General features: G+C 48.4%; 18 protein-coding genes. 6 read left to right on the top strand and 12 right to left on the bottom strand.

Features of this window, described 5'->3' with window-relative positions:
* Positions 1-66: 66 nt before the first annotated feature.
* A complete protein-coding gene (locus tag ABU165_RS18225; RefSeq protein WP_318060761.1) occupies positions 67-792 on the top strand; it encodes a MurR/RpiR family transcriptional regulator in 726 nt (241 codons plus the stop codon).
* Positions 793-853: 61 nt separating this feature from the next.
* On the opposite strand, the gene ABU165_RS18220 is transcribed toward ABU165_RS18225, so the two are convergent.
* Positions 854-1,618, bottom strand: a complete 765-nt coding sequence (locus tag ABU165_RS18220) for a GNAT family N-acetyltransferase (RefSeq protein ID WP_318060762.1) — start codon at positions 1,616-1,618, stop codon at positions 854-856.
* A gap of 248 nt (positions 1,619-1,866) precedes the next feature.
* Here ABU165_RS18220 and ABU165_RS18215 point away from each other — a divergent pair, with 248 nt between their 5' ends.
* Positions 1,867-2,277: an ion channel gene (locus ABU165_RS18215; protein WP_318060763.1), complete on the top strand. Its 411-nt coding sequence runs from the start codon at positions 1,867-1,869 to the stop codon at positions 2,275-2,277.
* Between the two features lie 55 nt (positions 2,278-2,332).
* On the opposite strand, the gene nhaC is transcribed toward ABU165_RS18215, so the two are convergent.
* On the bottom strand, positions 2,333-3,754 hold the full coding sequence (gene nhaC, locus ABU165_RS18210; RefSeq protein ID WP_094769119.1) for a Na+/H+ antiporter NhaC: 1,422 nt from the start codon (positions 3,752-3,754) through the stop codon (positions 2,333-2,335).
* Positions 3,755-4,209: 455 nt separating this feature from the next.
* On the opposite strand from nhaC, the gene ABU165_RS18205 reads away from it, so the two are divergent.
* Positions 4,210-4,614, top strand: coding sequence for a DUF2500 domain-containing protein (locus ABU165_RS18205; protein ID WP_318060764.1), 405 nt, complete (start codon positions 4,210-4,212; stop codon positions 4,612-4,614).
* Between the two features lie 55 nt (positions 4,615-4,669).
* Here the strand turns inward: ABU165_RS18205 and ABU165_RS18200 are convergent, their stop codons facing one another.
* Both ABU165_RS18200 and ABU165_RS18195 read right to left on the bottom strand, forming a co-directional pair.
* The gene (locus ABU165_RS18200; RefSeq protein WP_009791850.1) at positions 4,670-4,846 is read right to left on the bottom strand and encodes a hypothetical protein; all 177 of its coding nucleotides are present in this window, start codon (positions 4,844-4,846) and stop codon (positions 4,670-4,672) included.
* Positions 4,847-4,984: 138 nt separating this feature from the next.
* Positions 4,985-5,683 (bottom strand): Na-translocating system protein MpsC family protein, encoded by a 699-nt coding sequence (locus ABU165_RS18195; RefSeq protein WP_101551585.1) that lies wholly within the window; start codon positions 5,681-5,683, stop codon positions 4,985-4,987.
* Between the two features lie 311 nt (positions 5,684-5,994).
* Between ABU165_RS18195 and ABU165_RS18190 the strand changes: the two genes are divergently transcribed.
* Positions 5,995-6,693 carry a Na-translocating system protein MpsC family protein gene (locus tag ABU165_RS18190; RefSeq protein WP_009791854.1) on the top strand — a complete coding sequence of 233 codons (699 nt, stop codon included), beginning with the start codon at positions 5,995-5,997 and terminating at the stop codon, positions 6,691-6,693.
* Positions 6,694-6,817: 124 nt separating this feature from the next.
* Positions 6,818-7,240: an anti-sigma regulatory factor gene (locus ABU165_RS18185; protein ID WP_022543469.1), complete on the top strand. Its 423-nt coding sequence runs from the start codon at positions 6,818-6,820 to the stop codon at positions 7,238-7,240.
* 96 nt (positions 7,241-7,336) lie between these two features.
* Here the strand turns inward: ABU165_RS18185 and ABU165_RS18180 are convergent, their stop codons facing one another.
* The 5 genes from ABU165_RS18180 to ABU165_RS18160 form a co-directional block, all read right to left on the bottom strand.
* Positions 7,337-8,482, bottom strand: a complete 1,146-nt coding sequence (locus ABU165_RS18180; protein ID WP_094769122.1) for a glycerate kinase — start codon at positions 8,480-8,482, stop codon at positions 7,337-7,339.
* Positions 8,483-8,506: 24 nt separating this feature from the next.
* Entirely contained in the window at positions 8,507-9,814 is a 1,308-nt protein-coding gene (locus tag ABU165_RS18175; protein ID WP_101551583.1) for a GntP family permease, read from the bottom strand.
* An 86-nt stretch (positions 9,815-9,900) separates the two neighbouring features.
* A complete protein-coding gene (locus ABU165_RS18170; protein WP_180827399.1) occupies positions 9,901-11,022 on the bottom strand; it encodes a sugar diacid recognition domain-containing protein in 1,122 nt (373 codons plus the stop codon).
* A 77-nt stretch (positions 11,023-11,099) separates the two neighbouring features.
* The gene (locus ABU165_RS18165; protein WP_101551579.1) at positions 11,100-12,560 is read right to left on the bottom strand and encodes a carboxylesterase/lipase family protein; all 1,461 of its coding nucleotides are present in this window, start codon (positions 12,558-12,560) and stop codon (positions 11,100-11,102) included.
* 73 nt (positions 12,561-12,633) lie between these two features.
* Positions 12,634-14,091: a protein adenylyltransferase SelO gene (locus ABU165_RS18160; RefSeq protein WP_101551577.1), complete on the bottom strand. Its 1,458-nt coding sequence runs from the start codon at positions 14,089-14,091 to the stop codon at positions 12,634-12,636.
* A gap of 279 nt (positions 14,092-14,370) precedes the next feature.
* Here ABU165_RS18160 and ABU165_RS18155 point away from each other — a divergent pair, with 279 nt between their 5' ends.
* Entirely contained in the window at positions 14,371-15,267 is an 897-nt protein-coding gene (locus ABU165_RS18155) for a 3-hydroxyacyl-CoA dehydrogenase (protein ID WP_101551575.1), read from the top strand.
* Between the two features lie 399 nt (positions 15,268-15,666).
* Here ABU165_RS18155 and ABU165_RS18150 read toward each other — a convergent pair whose 3' ends face one another.
* The 3 genes from ABU165_RS18150 to abc-f form a co-directional block, all read right to left on the bottom strand.
* Positions 15,667-16,374, bottom strand: a complete 708-nt coding sequence (locus ABU165_RS18150) for a M48 family metallopeptidase (RefSeq protein WP_318060765.1) — start codon at positions 16,372-16,374, stop codon at positions 15,667-15,669.
* Positions 16,375-16,381: 7 nt separating this feature from the next.
* The gene (locus ABU165_RS18145) at positions 16,382-16,897 is read right to left on the bottom strand and encodes a YehS family protein (protein WP_094768816.1); all 516 of its coding nucleotides are present in this window, start codon (positions 16,895-16,897) and stop codon (positions 16,382-16,384) included.
* A 67-nt stretch (positions 16,898-16,964) separates the two neighbouring features.
* Positions 16,965-18,866: a ribosomal protection-like ABC-F family protein gene (gene abc-f / locus ABU165_RS18140; RefSeq protein WP_318060766.1), complete on the bottom strand. Its 1,902-nt coding sequence runs from the start codon at positions 18,864-18,866 to the stop codon at positions 16,965-16,967.
* Positions 18,867-19,291 lie beyond the last annotated feature (425 nt).

Genomic DNA, 19,291 nt, shown 5'->3' with positions numbered 1-19,291 from the left:
AAGAGCATGCTTGTGATAAAATAGAAAAACGATTGATGATATCCTTTAGATAGGAGCGGAACAGCCTTGTTTACAAATGAAATGATTGCCAGCTTTAATCCGCTGGAGATTTCTCTATATAATTATATTTCCCATAACCGCGAGAAAGTGGTCTATATGCGGATCCGGGAGCTGGCAGATGAAACACATGTGTCGACAAGTACGATTCTCCGCTTTTGCCGCAAACTGAATTGCGAAGGTTTTTCGGAGTTTAAGGTAAAGCTGAAAATGGAGCTGAAAGAACAGCAGGGAGCAAACATCAAAAGCTCACGGGAGTCGGCAGCCGAATTTCTTGAAAGGGCGCTTAAAGGAGATCTTGAGGAGAGCATTGCAAAAGCTTCCAGGCTTGTGGCAGAGGCAGACAGTGTCATTTTTATCGGGATCGGAAGCTCAGGCATCCTGGCGGAATATGGGGCAAGATATTTTTCAAGCTTAGGCGCTTTCTCGCTGTATATAAAAGATCCTCATTTTCCGATCCATTCAAAGTGGCAGAAAAACAGCGTTGTCATTGCCCTCTCCGTTTCAGGGGAAACGCCTTTTACAGTTGCCCACCTGAATAGGCTGAAGCAGGAAGGAAGCAGAGTCATCAGCATTACGAATAACCGCGCTTCCACGATTGCAAAGATATCTGACTTAAATATCTCTTATTATGTAAGCGAAGAGTTTATGGGAGAGTCGAATATCACCACTCAGGTTCCGGTTGTGTATATTCTTGAATCGATGGGCAGGGAGATACATCGGCTTGGCCATTAATGTAAAAAGATCTGGAATTAAATTTAAGACCCTGCCTCACCATATCGCTGAAAATCCAAATCTAGCCTAAGCCACCCAGCGCCTTTAATCGCTTCACCGCCGAATGCACAGTCAGCCTATGATAAGAAATCAGTCTCTTTTTAAAAACTGCCCCATAAATGCCATACGGTGTCGGCGAAAGGCGCAGCAGTTCTTCCCTGCTTGTCAGCTCAATGATATTCGCTCTCAGCCCCAGTTTTTCTGCAGCGGCTGTGAGGTTGTCTGCTGCAATTTCCACAAACGGACACTGCGGCATTCGCAGAATCGTCAGTTCCTCGAATGGTTCCAGCCGCTTCTTCCAGTCACCGGGAAAATAGGGGTCAGGATCATCCCCAAATTTATAAACCATGAGCTCGAACCCATAGGGAGCCCTTCCTTTTTCCACAAATCCATGCTTGATGAAAATGTCGGCGCTTGGCGTCCAGGAGGTATCCGGATTCGTGATTACGATGACACCTGCTTTCTGCTGCTTTCTGGCATCCTCCAAGCAACGCTCAATCAATTGCGAGGCATATCCTTTCCCTGTCACATGCACCCAAAGGCAATGGATGACAAGATAATTTTCCCCATAGACAGCCCTTGAGGAAAATTCGATCGGCGTATATTCAATGAATCCGGCCTGTCTGCCGTTCTCCAGGACTTTCAAATACTTCAGGCCCTCTGTAAATCTCTCGGTCAGCCATAGATTTTTATTTTGGTAGCCTGAGGAACCCGGCTTGCTGCGCAGGCAGTAATAGCCTTCCCCAAGGCATTCTCCATTTAGTTCTTTCAGTACTGCAGCAGGCATATTTCTCCCCTTCCTTTTTCTCTAGTTTGCAAGGATGCGTATAAGATAAGGATGATGAGAGCCCAATTTTATCCGTCATCTTTCTTCTTTTTTCATCCGTTTCGCCTCCATGCATATTATTTCTTCACACCGGCCGCATTTCCTCCTTTCACCAGATAAGAACGTTTGCTGGCAGTTCTAACGTTTACCCGCCGACCATTAAGGTCAAATACATAATATAGGCTGGATATAAGGAGGTTCACTTTGTTTTGAGTTCTGTTTTAACAGGGGCTGCCCTCGTTTTTATCGGGGCAAATCTGTATTATTTTTTTGCCAATAAGTACTATAAGAAGAGCCGCTTCAGCTCTGTCTTATTTTTAAAGTTGTTTTTTGTGATGCTCGGCCTCACGCTTGGCTTTTCCGTCATTTTTTACGCCCTTTCACTCGATGATGTGGTGCTGCGGGTTGGAACACTGGACGGGAAGCCTGCCGACCAATCGTTTATGAATCTGCTCTATTTCAGCGGAGTCACCATTCTATCTGTCGGCTACGGAGACCTGATCCCGGTAGGTTCACTCCGGTTTTTTGCCCTGCTTGAAGCTGCCATTGGCGTCCTGCTGCCCACTGCTTATTTTATGAAAGCGATGGGTTCTTCAGGGAAAGAAGAAGAGCAGGATTAGGGTGAAAATAAAGAAAGGCTGCCAGACAAAATTGTCTGGCAGCCTCTTTATTATGTTATGATGCTTCCACCGTTTTCATGGAAGTTTTCTTCTTTGGACGATCTTTCTCAGTCATGGTCAGCCCGGTGAATCCGTAGAACAGGGATACGAGCGGAGTGATCAGGGCAAGGAAACAGAATGGCAGATAGGCCCCTGTTGCAACGCCAAGTGCGCCTGCGGTATAAATGCCGCTTCCAGTCCACGGGACAAGTGAGGAGCTTTGTGTCCCGGTGTCTTCCAATATCCTCGACAGATTCTCAGGCTTGAGGTTAAGCCGTTCAAAAATAGGTCTCATCAGTGTTCCGCCCATGACGGTCGAGAAGTATACCGATCCGCCGATGGCAAGTGTTGCATAGCTGACAAGAATGGTCACAAGGGTTAAAACACCAGTGCTTTGGATCTTATCAGCAAAAGAAGCAATGAGCGCTTCCAGGACGCCGGATTCGGCGAGCATCCCGCCAAGGCCGAGCGCGAACAGGAACAGCGCAATGAGCGCCAGCATGCTGACCAGTCCGCCGCGCTGAAGCAGGCTGTCGGCCATTTCGATGCCGGACTCTACTCCATAGCCATTATAAAAAATGCTGATCGTTTCTGAAAAACTGAAGCCCTGATAAACGATGGCAATGATTCCGCCAACGGCTGCACCGATAAAGATGGCCGGGATGGCCGGCTTTTTCAGCATAAGCATCCCGATCAGGACGATGACAGGAATCATCGGCACCAGCCCGAGATTAAATGCTTCAGCCAAATAGGATGTCAGTTCATTTACACTTGCGGCATCTACAGTGGCTCCGCTGTATCTAAAGCCAATGAAGGTGAAAATGATCGCCGTGATCAGATAAGCGGGTACAGTCGTCCAGAGCATATGCTTGATATGGCTGAACAAATCTCCGCCTGAGACGGTCGGAGCCAGATTCGTCGTGTCAGACAAGGGCGACATTTTATCCCCGAAATACGCACCGCTAATGATGGCGCCGGCTGTCACGCCGACAGGTATGCCTAATGTCGTCCCTACACCCATCATGGCAATCCCTGCTGTTCCGATGGTTCCCCAGGAAGTCCCTGTTGCCACAGACACCAGTGAACAGAACAAAAGAGTCGTAACAAGGAAGAACTGTGGAGATATGGCTTTAATTCCATAATAGATCAAGGTAGGCACGGTTCCAGATGCAATCCATGCACCGATTAAAATGCCGACGGTCAATAGAATCAGCGAAGGCTGCAGCGCCTTGCTCATCGATGACAGCATCGATTTCTCCACTTGCTTATAAGAGTATCCCAATCCCATCATGAAAGGGATCAATACAAGCATACTAATAAACATCAGAATTTGAATCGGTGCATCAAAAGCAAGAATGCCGACCGAAATAACGGCAATCGCCGCAAATAGCATTAATAGCGCATAAATAAAAGACGGTTTTCTAATATCGGTTTCCAACCAACCACTCCTTACGGTAAATTTTGATCTTACAACTGTCCTGGATTGTTTTTTGACATGAATGAAATAAGATCGTGTGTTTTTGCAGTACGAGGTTAAATAGGATAAAACAGAGGGCCCTAAAAAGGGCAGCAGCGTGCAAAGCTTGTTGTGACAGGCTTTACTTGGAAGGCTTTTGCAGGGGTTCCTTCCCGCTGACCTTTTAAAAAGGTATATAAAAATAATACTATAGTGGAATTTTTCTGTAAATTCCGATATAAGCGCATATTTCATGATGAAATATGGTGAGCTGACTCCAGAGCTTTTTAACTCCTATATTCTTAGTAATGCGCTGGTATGGTCAGGGAGGCTTCCCGAAAGGCAAATAGGACAGGCCTCATACAATAGGACTCTTGAAACCTTTTCCTGCTCTGTAACGTATGCTTTATAGAGGATACTGCGAAAGGAGCATTGATATGCCAGAACCATTTTTCATGGGGGACTTTATCTTTCAGGCTGCCTCCGTTTTTATTGGCATCATATTTATCATCGTTATCGGCGGCCTTATATTCAACATCTTCAAAGGGGTCGGCCAGTGGCAGAAAAATGAGCAGTCCCCAAGGATGAGTGTAACGGCCGCAGTCAAATCAAAGCGGACAGATGTATCCAGGAGATCACATGCCCATCATGATAACCATCATCATGTTTCCTCAAGCACCCGCTATTATGTGACATTTGAATTTGACAGCGGCGACCGCTCGGAATTCCATGTATCAGGGAAAGAATATGGTTTACTTGCAGAAGGAGACGCCGGGATGCTGACGTTTCAGGGAACAAGGTATTTGGGGTTTGAGAGGAATAGAGGGCAGGGCCATTCTTAAGGAGAGGCGCGGGTTTGCCTCTCCTTCATTTCTTGCTCTCCGGTCTTTCGGGAAGTCAGTATCCTTGTATCCTGTTTATGACGGTCAGCAGGACCTGAATATCCGCCTGAAGTTCTTTTTTAAAAAATTCATCTTCACATTGTTCATAATCCTGTTTCAGACGAACAAGCTCTTCCATAAAGAGATCTAATTCTTCTTCCATTATGCTGGTCTTTGGCTGTTTCTGTGCCATTGATACCCTCCTGTTTTAATAGATCGCAAATGACCTATTGCAAAATCTGCTGCTGAGCAAAAAGAAAAAGCCGAAAAGAACAGGGCTCCCTGTTCTCTTCGGCTTATGTCCGGCATCATTGTCCGGTTCATTACTGCCTTATGAATCATTTGGTTTAAGTATAAATGAAATAACACTGTTATCCAGTTCAAAATTCCAATCAACAAAAACGTCCTGTATCTCCGCGTCCAGGATATCAGAAAAGTGAATATTATTGCTGAGCATTTCACCTTCCAGCTGCCTTTTGGCAACCCGGAGCGTTTCCACAAATCCCAGGGCAATCAGCTGCTTTTCGATTGGCACCAATATTCCCTCGCGTATGACAACCAACGTGCGGGATCCGAGCATATAAGATTCAACCCGGTCCGGGGCTTTCTCCGCCTGCCTGCTTATGCTGATGATTTCTTCGTGGACCTTTTTCTTTCCCTTGTAGTCAGATTCTGAATCTTTGCCTTCAGCCACAATGGACGGGCCTACGCCGACAAAGACCCCTGTCTGCCTGTCAAGATTCCAATCATAATACATATGCTGAATGTCTATATCCGTGATCGCTTTGATCTGGCCCCGCATTTCAGGGTCAAGCGATTTCATCAGATATTCTCTTGTTGTCAGTACCGTCAAATCCTGGCCCTGGTCAAGAAGCACCTGCTCAGTGGCTGATATAAAGCCGCTTATATAAATAAGGACATATGGCTTTGATACCGTCACGTAAATGGCTTCCGGGCCTTTTCCGAACTTCTCCCGCAGCAGCTTGCCAAAGTTGTTCGACAGTTTTGTCTGCTGCGCCTTAATTTCCATGTTTCCGTCTATCCCTGCACTTAGAAAGAAGCATCATATCCTCTCTCCTTTTTTCCATTTTAGCATCTGCCTGCCAGAAGGGAAACTCCTAAAAGGCAAATCTCCACAACATAATTTTCCCCTTTTTATCACAAAAAAAACATATTTTATGAATAATCTGTAAAAATATAGAGGAATATTTTAATTTTGGAAGAATAAATAGGTAGATTCAATTTTTTACGGTATAATTGCATTATCTCAAGACTAACGATCCCCGTCCCCGCTGCTGAACGGATTTGGGATATGATGCCTGAATCTAAAGGATGGCGAGAATGGACATTAAGAAAAAAGAAAAAGAATTGGGATCTTTTATTGGACGGGTTTTGCGCGGAGCTTTTGGCAAGGGGCCGGGGGCCGTGTTTGCCACTATTTCTCCCCCTTATATCACTGTATATATGAAAGACTTTATGTCACAGATAGAAGATAGATTATTAGATACAGAGCAAAGCAAATATGTCGAGAAAATCAGGGACATGCTGATGCCCGCACTCATAGAGGAGATAAAGGTATATATCCAAATGGATATAGGCGTCACCATTGATGAATTCTATTATGACTGGAATCTGGAAAGCCATTCAGGGATGTTCATCGGCGTTTCGACAGAGGCCGCCCCGGAATACAGCCATTATCAGAACCAGGAAGCTGTACATAAGGAAGTCATCCAAGTCAGTCTGGAAGCCGAAAAGCCTCCAGGCGAAGTATATTCTTCCCTGCTGAATCCAAGGACTCTTGTGATTGTCCGGAATCAAATACTGGTAGCTGTTGAAAAAGAATTAATCCGGCAGGGCTATCCGGAAGTGCTTACCCTCGCCAAACGGGATCTGGAAAAAAGATTGTTCATGGAGCACAGGCCGCAGTTCGAACACTATTTGGATGCAGAGCTGGAAAATGTGTTTGTTTCATGGGATTTTGAACAAGACAAAAGCGTGTGCCTCTTCATCTTAAAACCGAATCATAACAGGCAGCAATGACCCAGGCGATAGAACTGGACATGAGCCAAGAGAAGGAAGCCTCCTTCTTTTGGCTCTTTTTTTTAATAGACGATTGACCAAACAAATGCCAGAGCAAGAAATGGCAGTAAGGGGTTTGTCAGGCATGGAGAAATCAGCAGTGGTTCAAATTATAAAGGAGAATGATATCATTCTGGCCAGAAAGATGGGTAGAGAACTTGCTCGATCCCTTTACTTTAATCCCATTGATCAGGCAAGAATCCTGACAGTCATCTCAGAGCTTGCCAGAAACATCTACCGGTATGCAGGCAGCGGGCAAATTCAGTATGAGAAGCTCACAGCAGGAACTCAAATAGGGCTTCGCCTTACTGCCATCGACCATGGACCGGGAATCAGAGACATTCCGAAGGCACTGGAGCAGGGCTATTCCAGCAGCAATGGGTTTGGGGCAGGGCTGCCTGCTGTAAAACGGATGATGGATGAATTCCGGATTGATTCCAGCAAAGAGATGGGAACCAAAGTTACCGTGATTAAATGGAAAACCAGAATCTTTGGAGGTATGTGCTAAGCCGGCGTTATGGACGGATGGCAGGGAAAAGAAACACAAAGAAAAGCGCCTGAAATTTAAAAATCAGGGCGCTTTTTATATGATAGCCTTCCAATATTAATGCCTGCCCTGCCGTCCCAGCCTCCAAACAGCCGCCACATTGGCTGCCGCCTGTTCTGCATATTCTGCTGCGTTCCGGAAGGCATCCTCCAAAGGGACTGCTCCCGGCACGATGCTGAAGACTGCGTCAATCCCATGCTCCCGCACAACCTCACAGTCTCTTGAAATGCTGCCGGCCAGCCCGATCACCGGAACGCCCGATTTTTTGGCGGTTCTGGCAACGCCGATCGGGGTTTTTCCGAAAATCGTCTGTCCATCGATCCTGCCTTCTCCTGTGATGACAAGATCAGCATCTGCCACGATCTTCTCCAGTCCGGCAGCTGCAATGACAATATCGACTCCCCGCTTCAGCTCAGCTGGAAGAAAGGCGAGCAGTCCCCCGCCAAGGCCGCCTGCAGCTCCTGCCCCAGGCACATCCTTGATTTTCTTCCCAAGATTCTTTTCAATCACACCAGCATAATGCGCCAGATTTCGATCCAGCATTCCGATCATCTGAGGATCGGCGCCTTTTTGCGGACCAAAAATGGCGGAAGCCCCTTTTTCTCCGGTCAGCGGGTTGTCGACATCACATGCGACCTCAATCTTTACATCTGCAAGGCGTCCGTCGAGCTGTGAAAGATCAATTGATGAGAGGCCTGATAGCGCTCCTCCGCCCCCGCCGATTTCCCGGCCTTCTTCATCGAGCAAGCGGGCGCCAAGTGCCTGAGCCATACCCGCCCCTCCGTCATTCGTCGCGCTGCCGCCGATTCCGATGATGATATGGGTGACTCCGACATCAAGTGCACTCTTGATTAATTCGCCGGTCCCTTTTGTGGTTGTCACAAGAGGGTTTCTTTTTCCGGCAGGCACCAGGTGAAGTCCTGATGCTGCCGCCATTTCAATGACGGCGGTTTTCTTATCTCCCAAAAGGCCGAAGAAGGCTTCCACAGGCTCCCCCAGCGGTCCTGTCACCAGTGCCGGTATAATGGTTCCGCCGGTCGCATCGACCAGTGACTGGACCGTACCTTCCCCGCCATCAGCCATCGGCACCTTCACATATTCAGCATCAGGAATGATGCGCTTGAAGCCTTTTTCGATACAATCAGCGGCCTCCATGGCCGACAAGCTCTCTTTATAGGAATCTGGTGCAATGACAATCTTCATTTCTATCACTCCTGTTTTTGAATCTTATCCGAACAGCTGAAATACACCGTAAATGAGAGTAGATACTACCGCCATTGTAAGTCCCACCAGTGATTCGTACGGCATGACCTTCAAACGTTCTTTCATTTCCATATTGACGCTTCCGCCTGTTGCATGGAAAAAGCTTCCGTGCGGCAGATGGTCAAGGACAGTTGCTCCCGCATGGACCATGGCTGCGCCTGCTAAGGCGCTGACGCCCATTTCCAGGATGGTTGAACTGAATACCTGGCTTGCTACAGCTGTACCTGCCGTTGTCGAAGCGGTGGCAGCCGACATGAAGATCCCGGATGCAGGTGCAAGCACATACCCTGGCAGACCGACGGCCTCAAGTCCATTTATAAGAACATCCTTCAGCCCTGAATTGGCGATGATTCCCGCCAATGTGCCTGTTCCAAGCAGCATGATGGCGACGCCTGTCATTTTCCCGAGTCCTGAGACGGCAAAATCATTGATCTTCCTTGCTTTGCCCATCACAATCGCTCCCGCAATCCCTCCAAGCGGCAGGGCAATCATCGGATCGATGCTGATATCAAATAATGGCCTCAATGCCAGTAAAATGATAGTAACGACAGGTCCGATCAGTGCGGCCCAAAACGGCGGAAGCGCGCCTCCAGTGTGCGGGGCAACTTCGCTTGCAGAAATGGCAGTCCCTTTATTCACAAGCTTTCTCGCAATGAAATAGGTCATCGCAAGACCAAAGACTGCAGGGATGATCCCGGCTGCCATAATGCTGGTCAGCGGGATATTGAATGCATCTGATGCTGCAATGGCATTCGGGTTCGGCGACATAATATTGCCGGCCTTTCCACCGCCTATCATGGCCAGCAATATCGCCGTTTTGCTGATCCCTGCTCTTTGCGCAATGGCCAGTGCGATTGGTGCTACCGTGATGACAGCCACATCGACAAACACGCCTACCGCTGTCAAAATCATCGTGGCAGCCGCCAATGCAAGCAATGCCCTCGTTTCACCGAGCTTCTTCACAATCGTTTCTGCAATGACGGACGCGGCCCCAGATTCAATCAGCACACCGGCCAGGACGCCGGCAGCCAAAATCCGCAGAACCGCAGGGATGATGCCTTTGGCACCCTCCATCATTAAAGTGACTGTATCGGTTATATTAACCCCGCCGACCAGGCCGCCGATTAAAGCACCGGTAATCATGCCATAGGCCGGGGAAACCTTTTTCAATATCAATAGTATGGCAACAGCTAAAGCGACTATGGCCCCTAAAGCGCTTACTTGAATGGTGGCTTCCAAGATGATTCCTCCCTTAAAAGATGTTAGCTTCATTGTAAGCGTTTCCGCAAAGGTTTACATTGTTCAAAGTATAAAATAAAGGCCCGGTATTTCCGGACCTTTTTGTGCATATGCACAATTCACCTAAGCTGGTTGTGCAAAAGAGATAGATAGAGTTCCAGCAGATCCTTTATGGAGCGCGGATCCTTTCCGGTCAGCTCCTTGATCCGCTCCAGGCGGTATCTCAGTGTGTTGCGGTGTATATAGAGGCGGCTTGCCGCAGAGCTGCTGTCCCCATTTTCTTCAATATAAATCCTCAAAGTCTCCTGCAGCTCGCCTTTTTTGTCATGCTGATTTAAGTTTGCGGCATGGTGCTGGAACGCTCCTGCTATCCCGAGCTCTGCTGCCCTGGCAACAAAGACTGGCAGCTTATAATCTTCATAAAAATAAAGTGCCTGCTGCGGGTCAAGCTTCCTTCCCGCCTCCAGCGTATGTACAGCTTCCCGGTATGATCTGGAGAGCCCCTCCAAACCGGGATGATACTGGCCGATGGCCGCCTGGCATGGCAGCCCCTGGCTGCCTGCAAGCGCGGAAAGCCAGTCTCCCAACTGGTTCATGGTTTGGCCATGATCCCAGCCTTCCCGTTTTGTAATCACCTTTTTCAGCAGGATGATATAGCCGGGGTTCATCACATACAAATCTTCCTTTTCCAGCCTGTCGCGGATCCATTTATAGCTCTTGGTCTGCTCATCGGCTGCAATAACGATTGCCGTCCTCGGTATATCCAAGTCAATTCCGAGGCGGTTCACTCTTTCAAAATAGAGCGGATCCAGATTTTCACTCCCAGACAGCAGCTGGCTCGTCAGCTCTTCCTTCAGTCTTTCATCCCACTGCATCTCATCCATCAAAACAGCCTGCTGAAGGATCATTTCGGCCGCCATTCTGACAAGCTCTCCGTAGCTTCTGATTTCTTCCGGCTCCCCCGTGATCCCGATTACGCCGATGATATGATCCTGGAAGGTGATCGGAAGATTGATCCCTGCCCTGACGCCATTCAGCCGCCCGGCCTCTGCTTCAGTAATTTCAAACCCGCGGCCCGCCCCGATCACCTGGACTGCCCCTTCATGGACAGACTGGATTCTTGCCTCATCTCCCGAACCGATGATCACACCCTTCTCATTCATCACATTAATATTCCGGCCGATGATCTGCATCGTCCGATCCACGATCTCCTGAGCCAATGCCCCATCCAGAAACTTCATTTTGCACCTCCTAAAGGACGAAGGTGCCAGGTTAGTTGTCCCGGCCTTTTGAAGAAGCGGGACAACTAACCTGGCCATTATCCCCGTCCGGTAATCAGCTCACGCTTTTCTTTGTAAGGGTCAGCTTCAACCCGGCTTTCACTGTCAAAAATATAGGTATAGCGGTCCAGCGGCTGGTACGCCGGCCAATTCATGTCATCTCCAGCCGCATTCGGATTGCCCGCCTTGGCAAACGAAATCCAGGCTGACTGCATATGCCGGGAAAGTTTTTGTATGGTTTCATCCACTTGGACGCCAAGCCGGCTGAAGTAGAAAAGGTTTGAAAAAACAAATGCAATCTCCAGTCCATGTGCTGCCTTGCCGACATGGGGATGCCCGGGAATATGCCAATCAAACCGGTACATCCAGACAGGAGCATGCTTTGTTTGCCCGGCAGCATATTCAATCGCAGGCTTCCAGAAAACAAAATCGGTCATGAACTGGGATTCCCCTTCAATTGTTGCCGGGTAGTGCCTTTTCACCTTTTCCGCCGCCTCCGGACCAATGAGCTTGGCCATCGCTTCATCTCTTGCAGGGCCTGGCATAGGGGCTGATCCCGGCCTGAAGAAAAAGGCCCCTTCATCATGATTGGTCCCGATCATGACAGGAATCCCACCTGCTGCTCCTCCAGTGATTGCCTGCAGCGGAGGAACCGGCAGTGTCTCCGCATCAACCGTCGGCTGGAAGATCATACCCGGCCCCTGACCCGCGGTGACCCGCTCCGCAGCCTTCAAAATATCCTCTGCCGGCACTTCATTTAATTTTTCCATGTTATGATCATCAATGCCCAGCTGCTGCAGCACCGCTTTCGCTATCATGGAAGCCTGCTCCGGCGGGATGATCTGCGATGCCCCGCTTTCCAGGATGGCCTTTTGAAACAGCCCCTTTGCAGCCGGCATGGCCAGTAAAGAGGCGATGCTCATTGCACCTGCCGACTCCCCGAACACCGTCACCTGTTCAGGATCGCCGCCAAAAGCTTCAATGTTTTCCCGGACCCATTTTAAAGCTGCAATCTGATCAAGCAATCCAAGGTTCGCTGTATAGCTGCTGTCCACTCCGGCAAGGTGCAGAAAGCCGAATGCGCCGAGCCTGTAGTTGATCGTGACGACAATAACCCCGCCGTTTTCCGCCATACTTGTCCCATCATAGAGAGGACTGCTCCCGGCACCTGCCCGAAAGGCGCCGCCATGGATCCATACCATAACCGGAAGCCCTTCCCTTGGACCTGCCGGTGCCCATATATTTAAATACAGGCAGTCTTCTGACATATTGTCAGCAGGCGCGCCAAGCATGGCTGCTATATCTTTATTTTGCGTACAAACAGGGCCAAATTCATTCGCCTCGAGGGTTCCTTCCCATGCTTCAGGCGGCTCGGGAGGCTGAAAGCGCAGCTCGCCGGCCGGTTTTTTTGCGAAAGGAATGCCTTTCCATACTGTGGCAGCGCCTCCCTCAGTACCCCTTACAAATCCCTGCTTGGTTTTCACAATGGCTGAATCCATTCACACACACTCTCCCTTTGGATTTTTTTCAAAAAAAGAGCCCTGCCCCATGATCGGGGCAAGCTCCTGCTGATCAGGTTCCGCAATAAGTTACATAGCCTTTTCCATCATCATCGGGACCAGTGCAATATCCCTCGTCAGCCTCCGCATGAGAATATGGCTTTGCCAGCACATTCAGAAGCCTGCCCATCACACTGTAGTCTCCTTCAACAGCCGCCTCAAGGGCCTCTTCCACTCTATGGTTCCTCGGGATCACTGCCGGATTGCTGTTTTGCATCAGCGTTTTGATGTCTTCTGGTGTCCTATCCTGTTTTTCCAAACGGGACTTCCATTTATCATGCCACTCGGCAAACCCCGGCTTGCCCTCTAGAGCTGTTTCCCTGCTGATCGTTAAGGCCCGGAATGTGTTCGTATAATCCGCCTGATGATCCTTCATCAGGGAAAGGAGTTCATCGACTAGCGCTCTGTCTTCTTTTTCAACAGAGAAGATCCCAAGCTTTGCCCCCATACCTTCCAGCCAGTTGCCCTGGTAAATGTCCATAAAACCGGAAATTTCCTTCTGGGCAATCTCAACAGCCTGGTCCTGATCATCATGCAGAAGGACCAGGAGGCTCTCCGCCAGACGGGCCAGATTCCAGCCGGCCATGTACGGCTGATTTCCGTAGGCATAGCGTCCCTGCACATCGATGGAGCTGAAGACAGTTTCAGGATTGTAGGTGTCCATAAAAGCACATGGGCCGTAATCGATCGTCTCGCCGCTGATCGTCATATTATCGGTATTCATAACCCCATGGATGAACCCGGCCAGCTGCCATTTGGCGATTAATGAGGCCTGGCGCCTGATGACCGCTTTAAGGAGTTCAAGATATGGCTGCTCGTGTCCCTCTATTTCCGGGTAGTGGCGGAGAATGGCATAGTCCGCAAGAGCTTTGACATCTTCCTTCTCACCGAATTGCGCGGCGAACTGGAAGGTGCCGACACGGAGATGGCTGTCAGCTACCCTTGTTAAAATGGCGCCGGGCAGCATGGTCTCCCTCCGGATCATTTCACCTGTCGTGACAACGGCGAGGCTCCTGGTCGTCGGGATTCCGAGGCTGTGCATCGCTTCGCTTATGATATACTCGCGCAGCATCGGGCCTAGTGCCGCCCGGCCGTCTCCGCCGCGGGAATAAGGTGTCCGCCCCGAGCCCTTCAGCTGGATGTCAAAGCGGTCGCCTTCCGGGGTGATCTGCTCGCCGATCAAGAGCGCGCGGCCGTCCCCAAGCATATTGAAGTGGCCGAACTGATGCCCCGCATATGCCTGTGCAAGCGGCGACGCTCCTTCAGGCATTTCATTTCCGGCCAGAATGCTGATGCTTTCATTACTCTGAAGCTCTTCAGCATCCAGTCCCAGTGAAGCCGCCAAAGGCCCATTCAGAATGGCCAGCTCCGGCGCCTCCACAGGATTGGGATCCTGGCTTGTAAAAAACATCTCCGGCAGGCGTGTGTAGCTGTTATCTAACTCCCACCCTGTTCTATTGCTGTTTGTCATTGTATCCCCTTTACGTTTTTGACATAAAAATCCTATTTGCAGTCGATAGTTTTATTATACCCTTTCCCTTTTCAGTTGACGCGCGGAATGCACGGGAGGAGCGGATGGATGTTTTTAAAGGCTGAGAACTGTGCGGGACTTTTGTGCATCATCCTATTTAAGAACGGTGGTATAGTTCTTTTTACCCAAGCATTATACTTCTATAATTTCTCAGCTTAGGTTTATAATAAGAGTGGTAGTAAATCTATGAATGATACAAATAGAAAGGGAGTTTTTTCTATGAATTACAAGAATGTAACCGTTGCCGGAAGCGGAGTGCTTGGAAGCCAGATCGCATTCCAGACGGCATTTAAAGGGTTCAATGTATCTGTATATGATATCAACGACGAGGCACTTGACCGTGCAAGAGATAGAATCGGGAAGCTGAAGCCGCGCTACCAGGAGGACCTTGGATCCAGTGAAGAAGAAGTAAATTCAGCCTATGAGCGCATTTCCTTCCACAGTGACCTGGCTGCAGCGGTTGCTGATGCCGACCTCGTGATTGAGGCAGTTCCAGAAGTCGTGCAGATCAAGATTGATTTTTATACAAAGCTCGGGTCTGTGGCACCTGAGAAAACCATCTTTGCCACTAATTCTTCTACTCTATTGCCAAGCCAGTTTGCTGACGCGACAGGCCGTCCGGAACATTTCCTGGCACTGCACTTTGCGAATGAAATCTGGACAAACAATACAGCAGAAGTAATGGGACATCCCGGCACAAGCAAGGAAGTATTCGACGATGTCATCGAGTTTGCGAAAGCAATCGGCATGGTTGCGCTGCCTGTGCACAAAGAACAGCCCGGCTATATCCTGAATTCACTGCTTGTTCCATTCCTGGAAGCAGGCCAAAAGCTGCTCTTGAATGGCGTTGCCGATCCGGAGACGATCGACAAAACCTGGATGATCGCAACCGGCGCGCCAAAAGGCCCATTCGCCATCCTCGATATCGTCGGCGTCACAACTGCCTACAATATCGCAAACGGCAAAGGCCAGGCCGGCATGGCAGAATCCGCCAAACTGGCTGAAATGCTGAAGCGGGATTATATCGACAAAGGCAAGCTTGGAAGAGAAACAGGCGAAGGATTTTACAAATATCCGAACCCGAGCTATATGGAAGACGACTTTTTAGACAGCTGATCATTTGAAAAAGCTGCCCGATGGTGCTTATTGCGCTGGAGGGCAGCTTTTTTTGTGTGGGTTTGGGGTGAAGTATTTGGATGGATTCAGGTTTCGGACCGGGAAAATGTGCTTTGAGCAGATGATAATGGTGAATTTAGCTTTAGAAAGCGCCTGCCGGCAGGAATTTTACATTCTCACTCCCAAATAGAGGGTATGTTTGCGGGCTGGATAATGTTTATTAGCAACTTTTTCGATATATTAGCAAGTTTTGGATTATATTAGCAACTTTTCCTTTTTATTAGCAACTTTCCAGTTATATTAGCAACTTTCACTTTTTATTAGCAACTAGCCCAAAATAACCCTCCCCGCCAACTAAAAAACACCAGCCCCACAAGGCTGGTGTCCCCCAAACTCCGCTCAAACCGTCATCTGCCAGCTTGAAAGAGCCAGCCATCTTTCCTGCTCTTTATAATCCGGCATCAGCTTCCCGACGAGGCGCCAAAAGGAGCGGTCATGATTCATATGCATCATATGGCACATTTCATGGATCACCACATATTCAATCACCTTCGGCGGAGCCATGGCCAGCTTCCAGTTGAACGTAAGCCGGCGGTTGGAGTCGCAGGTTCCCCATGTAGTAGGGCTGTCGGAGATGCGAATAGATTGCGGCTTCATTTTGAAATGCTGCTGATTGGTCTGAATGTTTTTTTCAACAAGCGCTTTGCACTGCTGATAGTAAAACCGCTTCAGAGCCTGCTGGATCTGTTCATCCCCCGGCTGCTTCACAAAAATGCGCAGCGTATCTCCGTCCACTGCAGCATAATCCTGCTCAACCCCGGCATCCATGGTCACTTCAATAGGATAAGATTTCCCCAGATAGAGGAACTTCTCATCCCGGTCATAGCTCCGTTCCTTTGGGCCCTCCAGCCGGTCCTTCATTTCCTGGGTATTCTCCAGGATCCAATCCCATCTCTCCTCCACCAGCTTCAGCACACTTTCATCCTTTGTGCCTTTAGGGACCCGGATTTCAATATGGCCAAGACCATCGATATAAATCCCGGCCGACTTCCTGTTTTTATGGACAATCTGAAAACTGATCGTCTCCCCTTGAAATGTGTGCAGCATGATCCTGTCATTCTCCTCTATATTTAACCGTTAATCCTTTTAAGAAATTACGGGCAAAATTGTCTCCGCATTCTTTATAGTTTTTATGGCCTTTTTTCCTGAGAAAAGCGCCAAGCTCGCCTTTAGTCACTGTGAGCCCTGCCAGCTTGAATACATCGAGCATATCTTCACTTGTCAGGGACAATGCTATTTTCAGCTTTTTCAGCAATAGATTATTAGGATGTTCATTGTCAGACAGCCTGACCTGCGGCGCTTCCGGCTCACCTGGCCTTGGCTGCTGCGGGCCGCGCTTAAAAACAATATATCCATTCAAAAACGTTTCCAGCATGTCATCTGTGCACGGAATATGCCTATCTGTTGCCACTGGAGCCGCATCATCCTCCAAATCAGGCGATTTCGTCAGAATCAGCAGCACTTCTTCCCGCGTAAATTCCATTCCGCCCAGCTTGAAAATCTCCACTACATCGTTATTCTTAATATCCATTGCATACCTGCACCGAATCAAAATATCATTATTATCCACGTTAACACACTCCTGTAATACCGGGACAGGCACACTGTCCCAATTTATTGATGAACCGGAGGAACTCTCATCCCAGCCAAAGCCCGATGGCTTCCTCCAGTTCTTTATTTAATTTCTCTTTCCTGCCATACAGCAGATTGAGCCTGTCATAATCACTTCCGGCCTCTGCCATGAAGGCATCAATTTCCTTTAATTCCTGCTCAAGCCGCTGTATTCTTGCTTCAGCCTTCTCAGCTGACGTGTCCTGTTTTGGATAAGAATGCTGATTCTTCTTTTTCTCCTCAGGCACTGGCATCACCTGGACGGCTTTTTGTTCCTTTATCATTTTATAGGAATCATAGTTGCCTGGGTAGTTTTTCAGCGAATAATCTTCTACTGCAACCACTCTTTCGCTGATTCTGTTGATAAAATAACGGTCATGTGAGATGAAGAAGATCGTTCCTTCAAAGTCTTCCAAGGCAGCTTCCAGTGTTTCGATCGATGGGATATCCAGATGGTTGGTCGGCTCATCCAGGATCAGCAGATTGATATCCTGGTATAATAGCATCGCCAGCTTCAGCCTGATTCTTTCGCCGCCTGACAGCTGCTTCACCTTCGTGAAGACACTTTTTTTATAAAACATGAACTTAGCCAAATACTCGCGGGCCTTTCCTTCCACAATGGAAATGTCCTCCCGGAAGGCCTCGAGTACGGTCAGCTCTTCATCATTGAATACGATTTTCTGCGGCAGATAGGCTGCCTGCACATTGGCGCCGAGCTCTACTGTGCCTCCATCTGGCAGCACCTCGCCGAGGAGCATTTTCAGGAAAGTGGTTTTGCCGCTGCCATTAGAGCCAAGCAGACCGACTCTTTCTCCATATTGGACCAAAAGGCCGCTGTTTTTAAAAATAACCTTATCATTAAAGCTTTTGCACAGCCTGTCAGCTTTGATGACTTCTTTGCCTGAACGCTGGGCGGCTTTAATATCCAGCCTCATATTTCTCCGTTTGAAAACAGGCTTTTCAATAATATCCATTTTATCAAGCTTCTTCTGAATGCTCGCTGCCCGCCGGAAGAATTTATTGTTATCCGCCCTCATCGCCCAGTCGCGCAGGTCGGACACCGTCTTTTCCATCCCGTTGATTTTTTTCTGCTGCTCACGAAAATGCTCATATTGAATCCGCATATTCTCTTCCTTCTGGCTGATAAAAGAAGAATAATTGCCTTTGTAAGTGATGGATTCCATATCCTCAATCTCGACTATTTTCGTCACGGTGCGGTCAAGGAAATACCGGTCATGCGAGACGATCAGGACAATGCCCCTGCAGCTTTTCAGATAACTTTCCAGCCACTCGATCGCTTCCATATCAAGATGATTCGTCGGTTCATCCAGCAGGAGGATGTCAGGATTATGGATCAGCAGCTTGCCGAGCACAACGGTCGTTTTTTCCCCGCCGCTCAAAAGATCAAAATTTGTGTTCAAAAAGCTTTCGCTGAACTTAAGGCCTGTGCACACCTTGCCCAGCTTCTCTTCCCGCTCGTACCCGCCCTTCGCCTCAAGCTGCATAACCAGATCGCTGTATTGGTTCAAGGCTTTTTCAAGCTCCTTATCTGTGAGCACCTTCATCTGCTCCTCCAGTTCACGCATGCGTGCTTCAATTTCATCGATTTCTTCGAAAGCAAGATTCAGTACATCGTTCACAGTCAAGCCCGGCGGAAAAACCGGCGACTGTTCCAGATATGCCTTGCTCGCCCCTCTTGGAAAATGAATCAGGCCCTCATCATAGCCGGGACTGGATGTCTGCGGATAACCCGGATAATAATGCATCTTTTCAATTCCCGCGATCAGCTTCAGAATGGTGCTTTTCCCGCAGCCATTGGCCCCGACAATCCCAATCTTCTCCCCTTCAAATGCTTCAAGCGATACCTTCCTCATGATCAGTGTGGCTTCCATATATTTTTTGATTCCGTTCAATTTTAATTCGAGCATCTTTTATTCCTTCTTTCATCCATATTGGCTGCTACACTTTTATGGACAAGGCAAAGAAGATCTTCCAACTATTCAATTTTCCGCATATAAAAAGGCTGCAAGAAGATATCCCTTCCTGCAGCCTGGATGCTATTATAATTTATCGCCAGTGAAGCCTGAAATGCGCACATCACAAAATAAGCCCATTTCAGCCTCTGGAGCAGCCTAGAGCTGCCGGACTGATCCCCGTAAATTATAAACCCGGTCGAGTAAAGTAAGTTTCCTTCTAATTTGCCATCATTCCATAAAGAGCATAACAAATAGACCTAATCAGATTAGGCATTTTAACACTCAATACAAAATTCATATTAATTTTAAAATCAATTAATATTGGCAATTAGTTGGTTCCATAAACTTACTTCACCCCTTCATAATTTTCTGTATTA

The sequence above is a fragment of the Cytobacillus sp. T106 genome, from assembly GCF_040492155.1.
In the GTDB taxonomy this organism is placed as follows: Bacteria; Bacillota; Bacilli; order Bacillales; family Cytobacillaceae; genus Bacillus_AB; species Bacillus_AB infantis.
Note: the sequence above shows the minus strand (reverse complement) of the source record. Positions and strands in the feature narration are given on the sequence as shown.

Coding starts and splice junctions, on each gene's coding strand:
- ABU165_RS18220 (WP_318060762.1), bottom strand. CDS start 1,618: ATGCCTGCTGCAGTACTGAAAGAACTAAATGGAGAATGCCTTGGGGAA.
- ABU165_RS18205 (WP_318060764.1), top strand. CDS start 4,210: ATGCCAGAACCATTTTTCATGGGGGACTTTATCTTTCAGGCTGCCTCC.
- ABU165_RS18200 (WP_009791850.1), bottom strand. CDS start 4,846: ATGGCACAGAAACAGCCAAAGACCAGCATAATGGAAGAAGAATTAGAT.
- ABU165_RS18195 (WP_101551585.1), bottom strand. CDS start 5,683: ATGGAAATTAAGGCGCAGCAGACAAAACTGTCGAACAACTTTGGCAAG.
- ABU165_RS18190 (WP_009791854.1), top strand. CDS start 5,995: ATGGACATTAAGAAAAAAGAAAAAGAATTGGGATCTTTTATTGGACGG.
- ABU165_RS18185 (WP_022543469.1), top strand. CDS start 6,818: ATGGAGAAATCAGCAGTGGTTCAAATTATAAAGGAGAATGATATCATT.
- ABU165_RS18180 (WP_094769122.1), bottom strand. CDS start 8,482: ATGAAGATTGTCATTGCACCAGATTCCTATAAAGAGAGCTTGTCGGCC.
- ABU165_RS18175 (WP_101551583.1), bottom strand. CDS start 9,814: ATGAAGCTAACATCTTTTAAGGGAGGAATCATCTTGGAAGCCACCATT.
- ABU165_RS18170 (WP_180827399.1), bottom strand. CDS start 11,022: ATGAAGTTTCTGGATGGGGCATTGGCTCAGGAGATCGTGGATCGGACG.
- ABU165_RS18165 (WP_101551579.1), bottom strand. CDS start 12,560: ATGGATTCAGCCATTGTGAAAACCAAGCAGGGATTTGTAAGGGGTACT.
- ABU165_RS18160 (WP_101551577.1), bottom strand. CDS start 14,091: ATGACAAACAGCAATAGAACAGGGTGGGAGTTAGATAACAGCTACACA.
- ABU165_RS18155 (WP_101551575.1), top strand. CDS start 14,371: ATGAATTACAAGAATGTAACCGTTGCCGGAAGCGGAGTGCTTGGAAGC.
- ABU165_RS18150 (WP_318060765.1), bottom strand. CDS start 16,374: ATGCTGCACACATTTCAAGGGGAGACGATCAGTTTTCAGATTGTCCAT.
- abc-f (WP_318060766.1), bottom strand. CDS start 18,866: ATGCTCGAATTAAAATTGAACGGAATCAAAAAATATATGGAAGCCACA.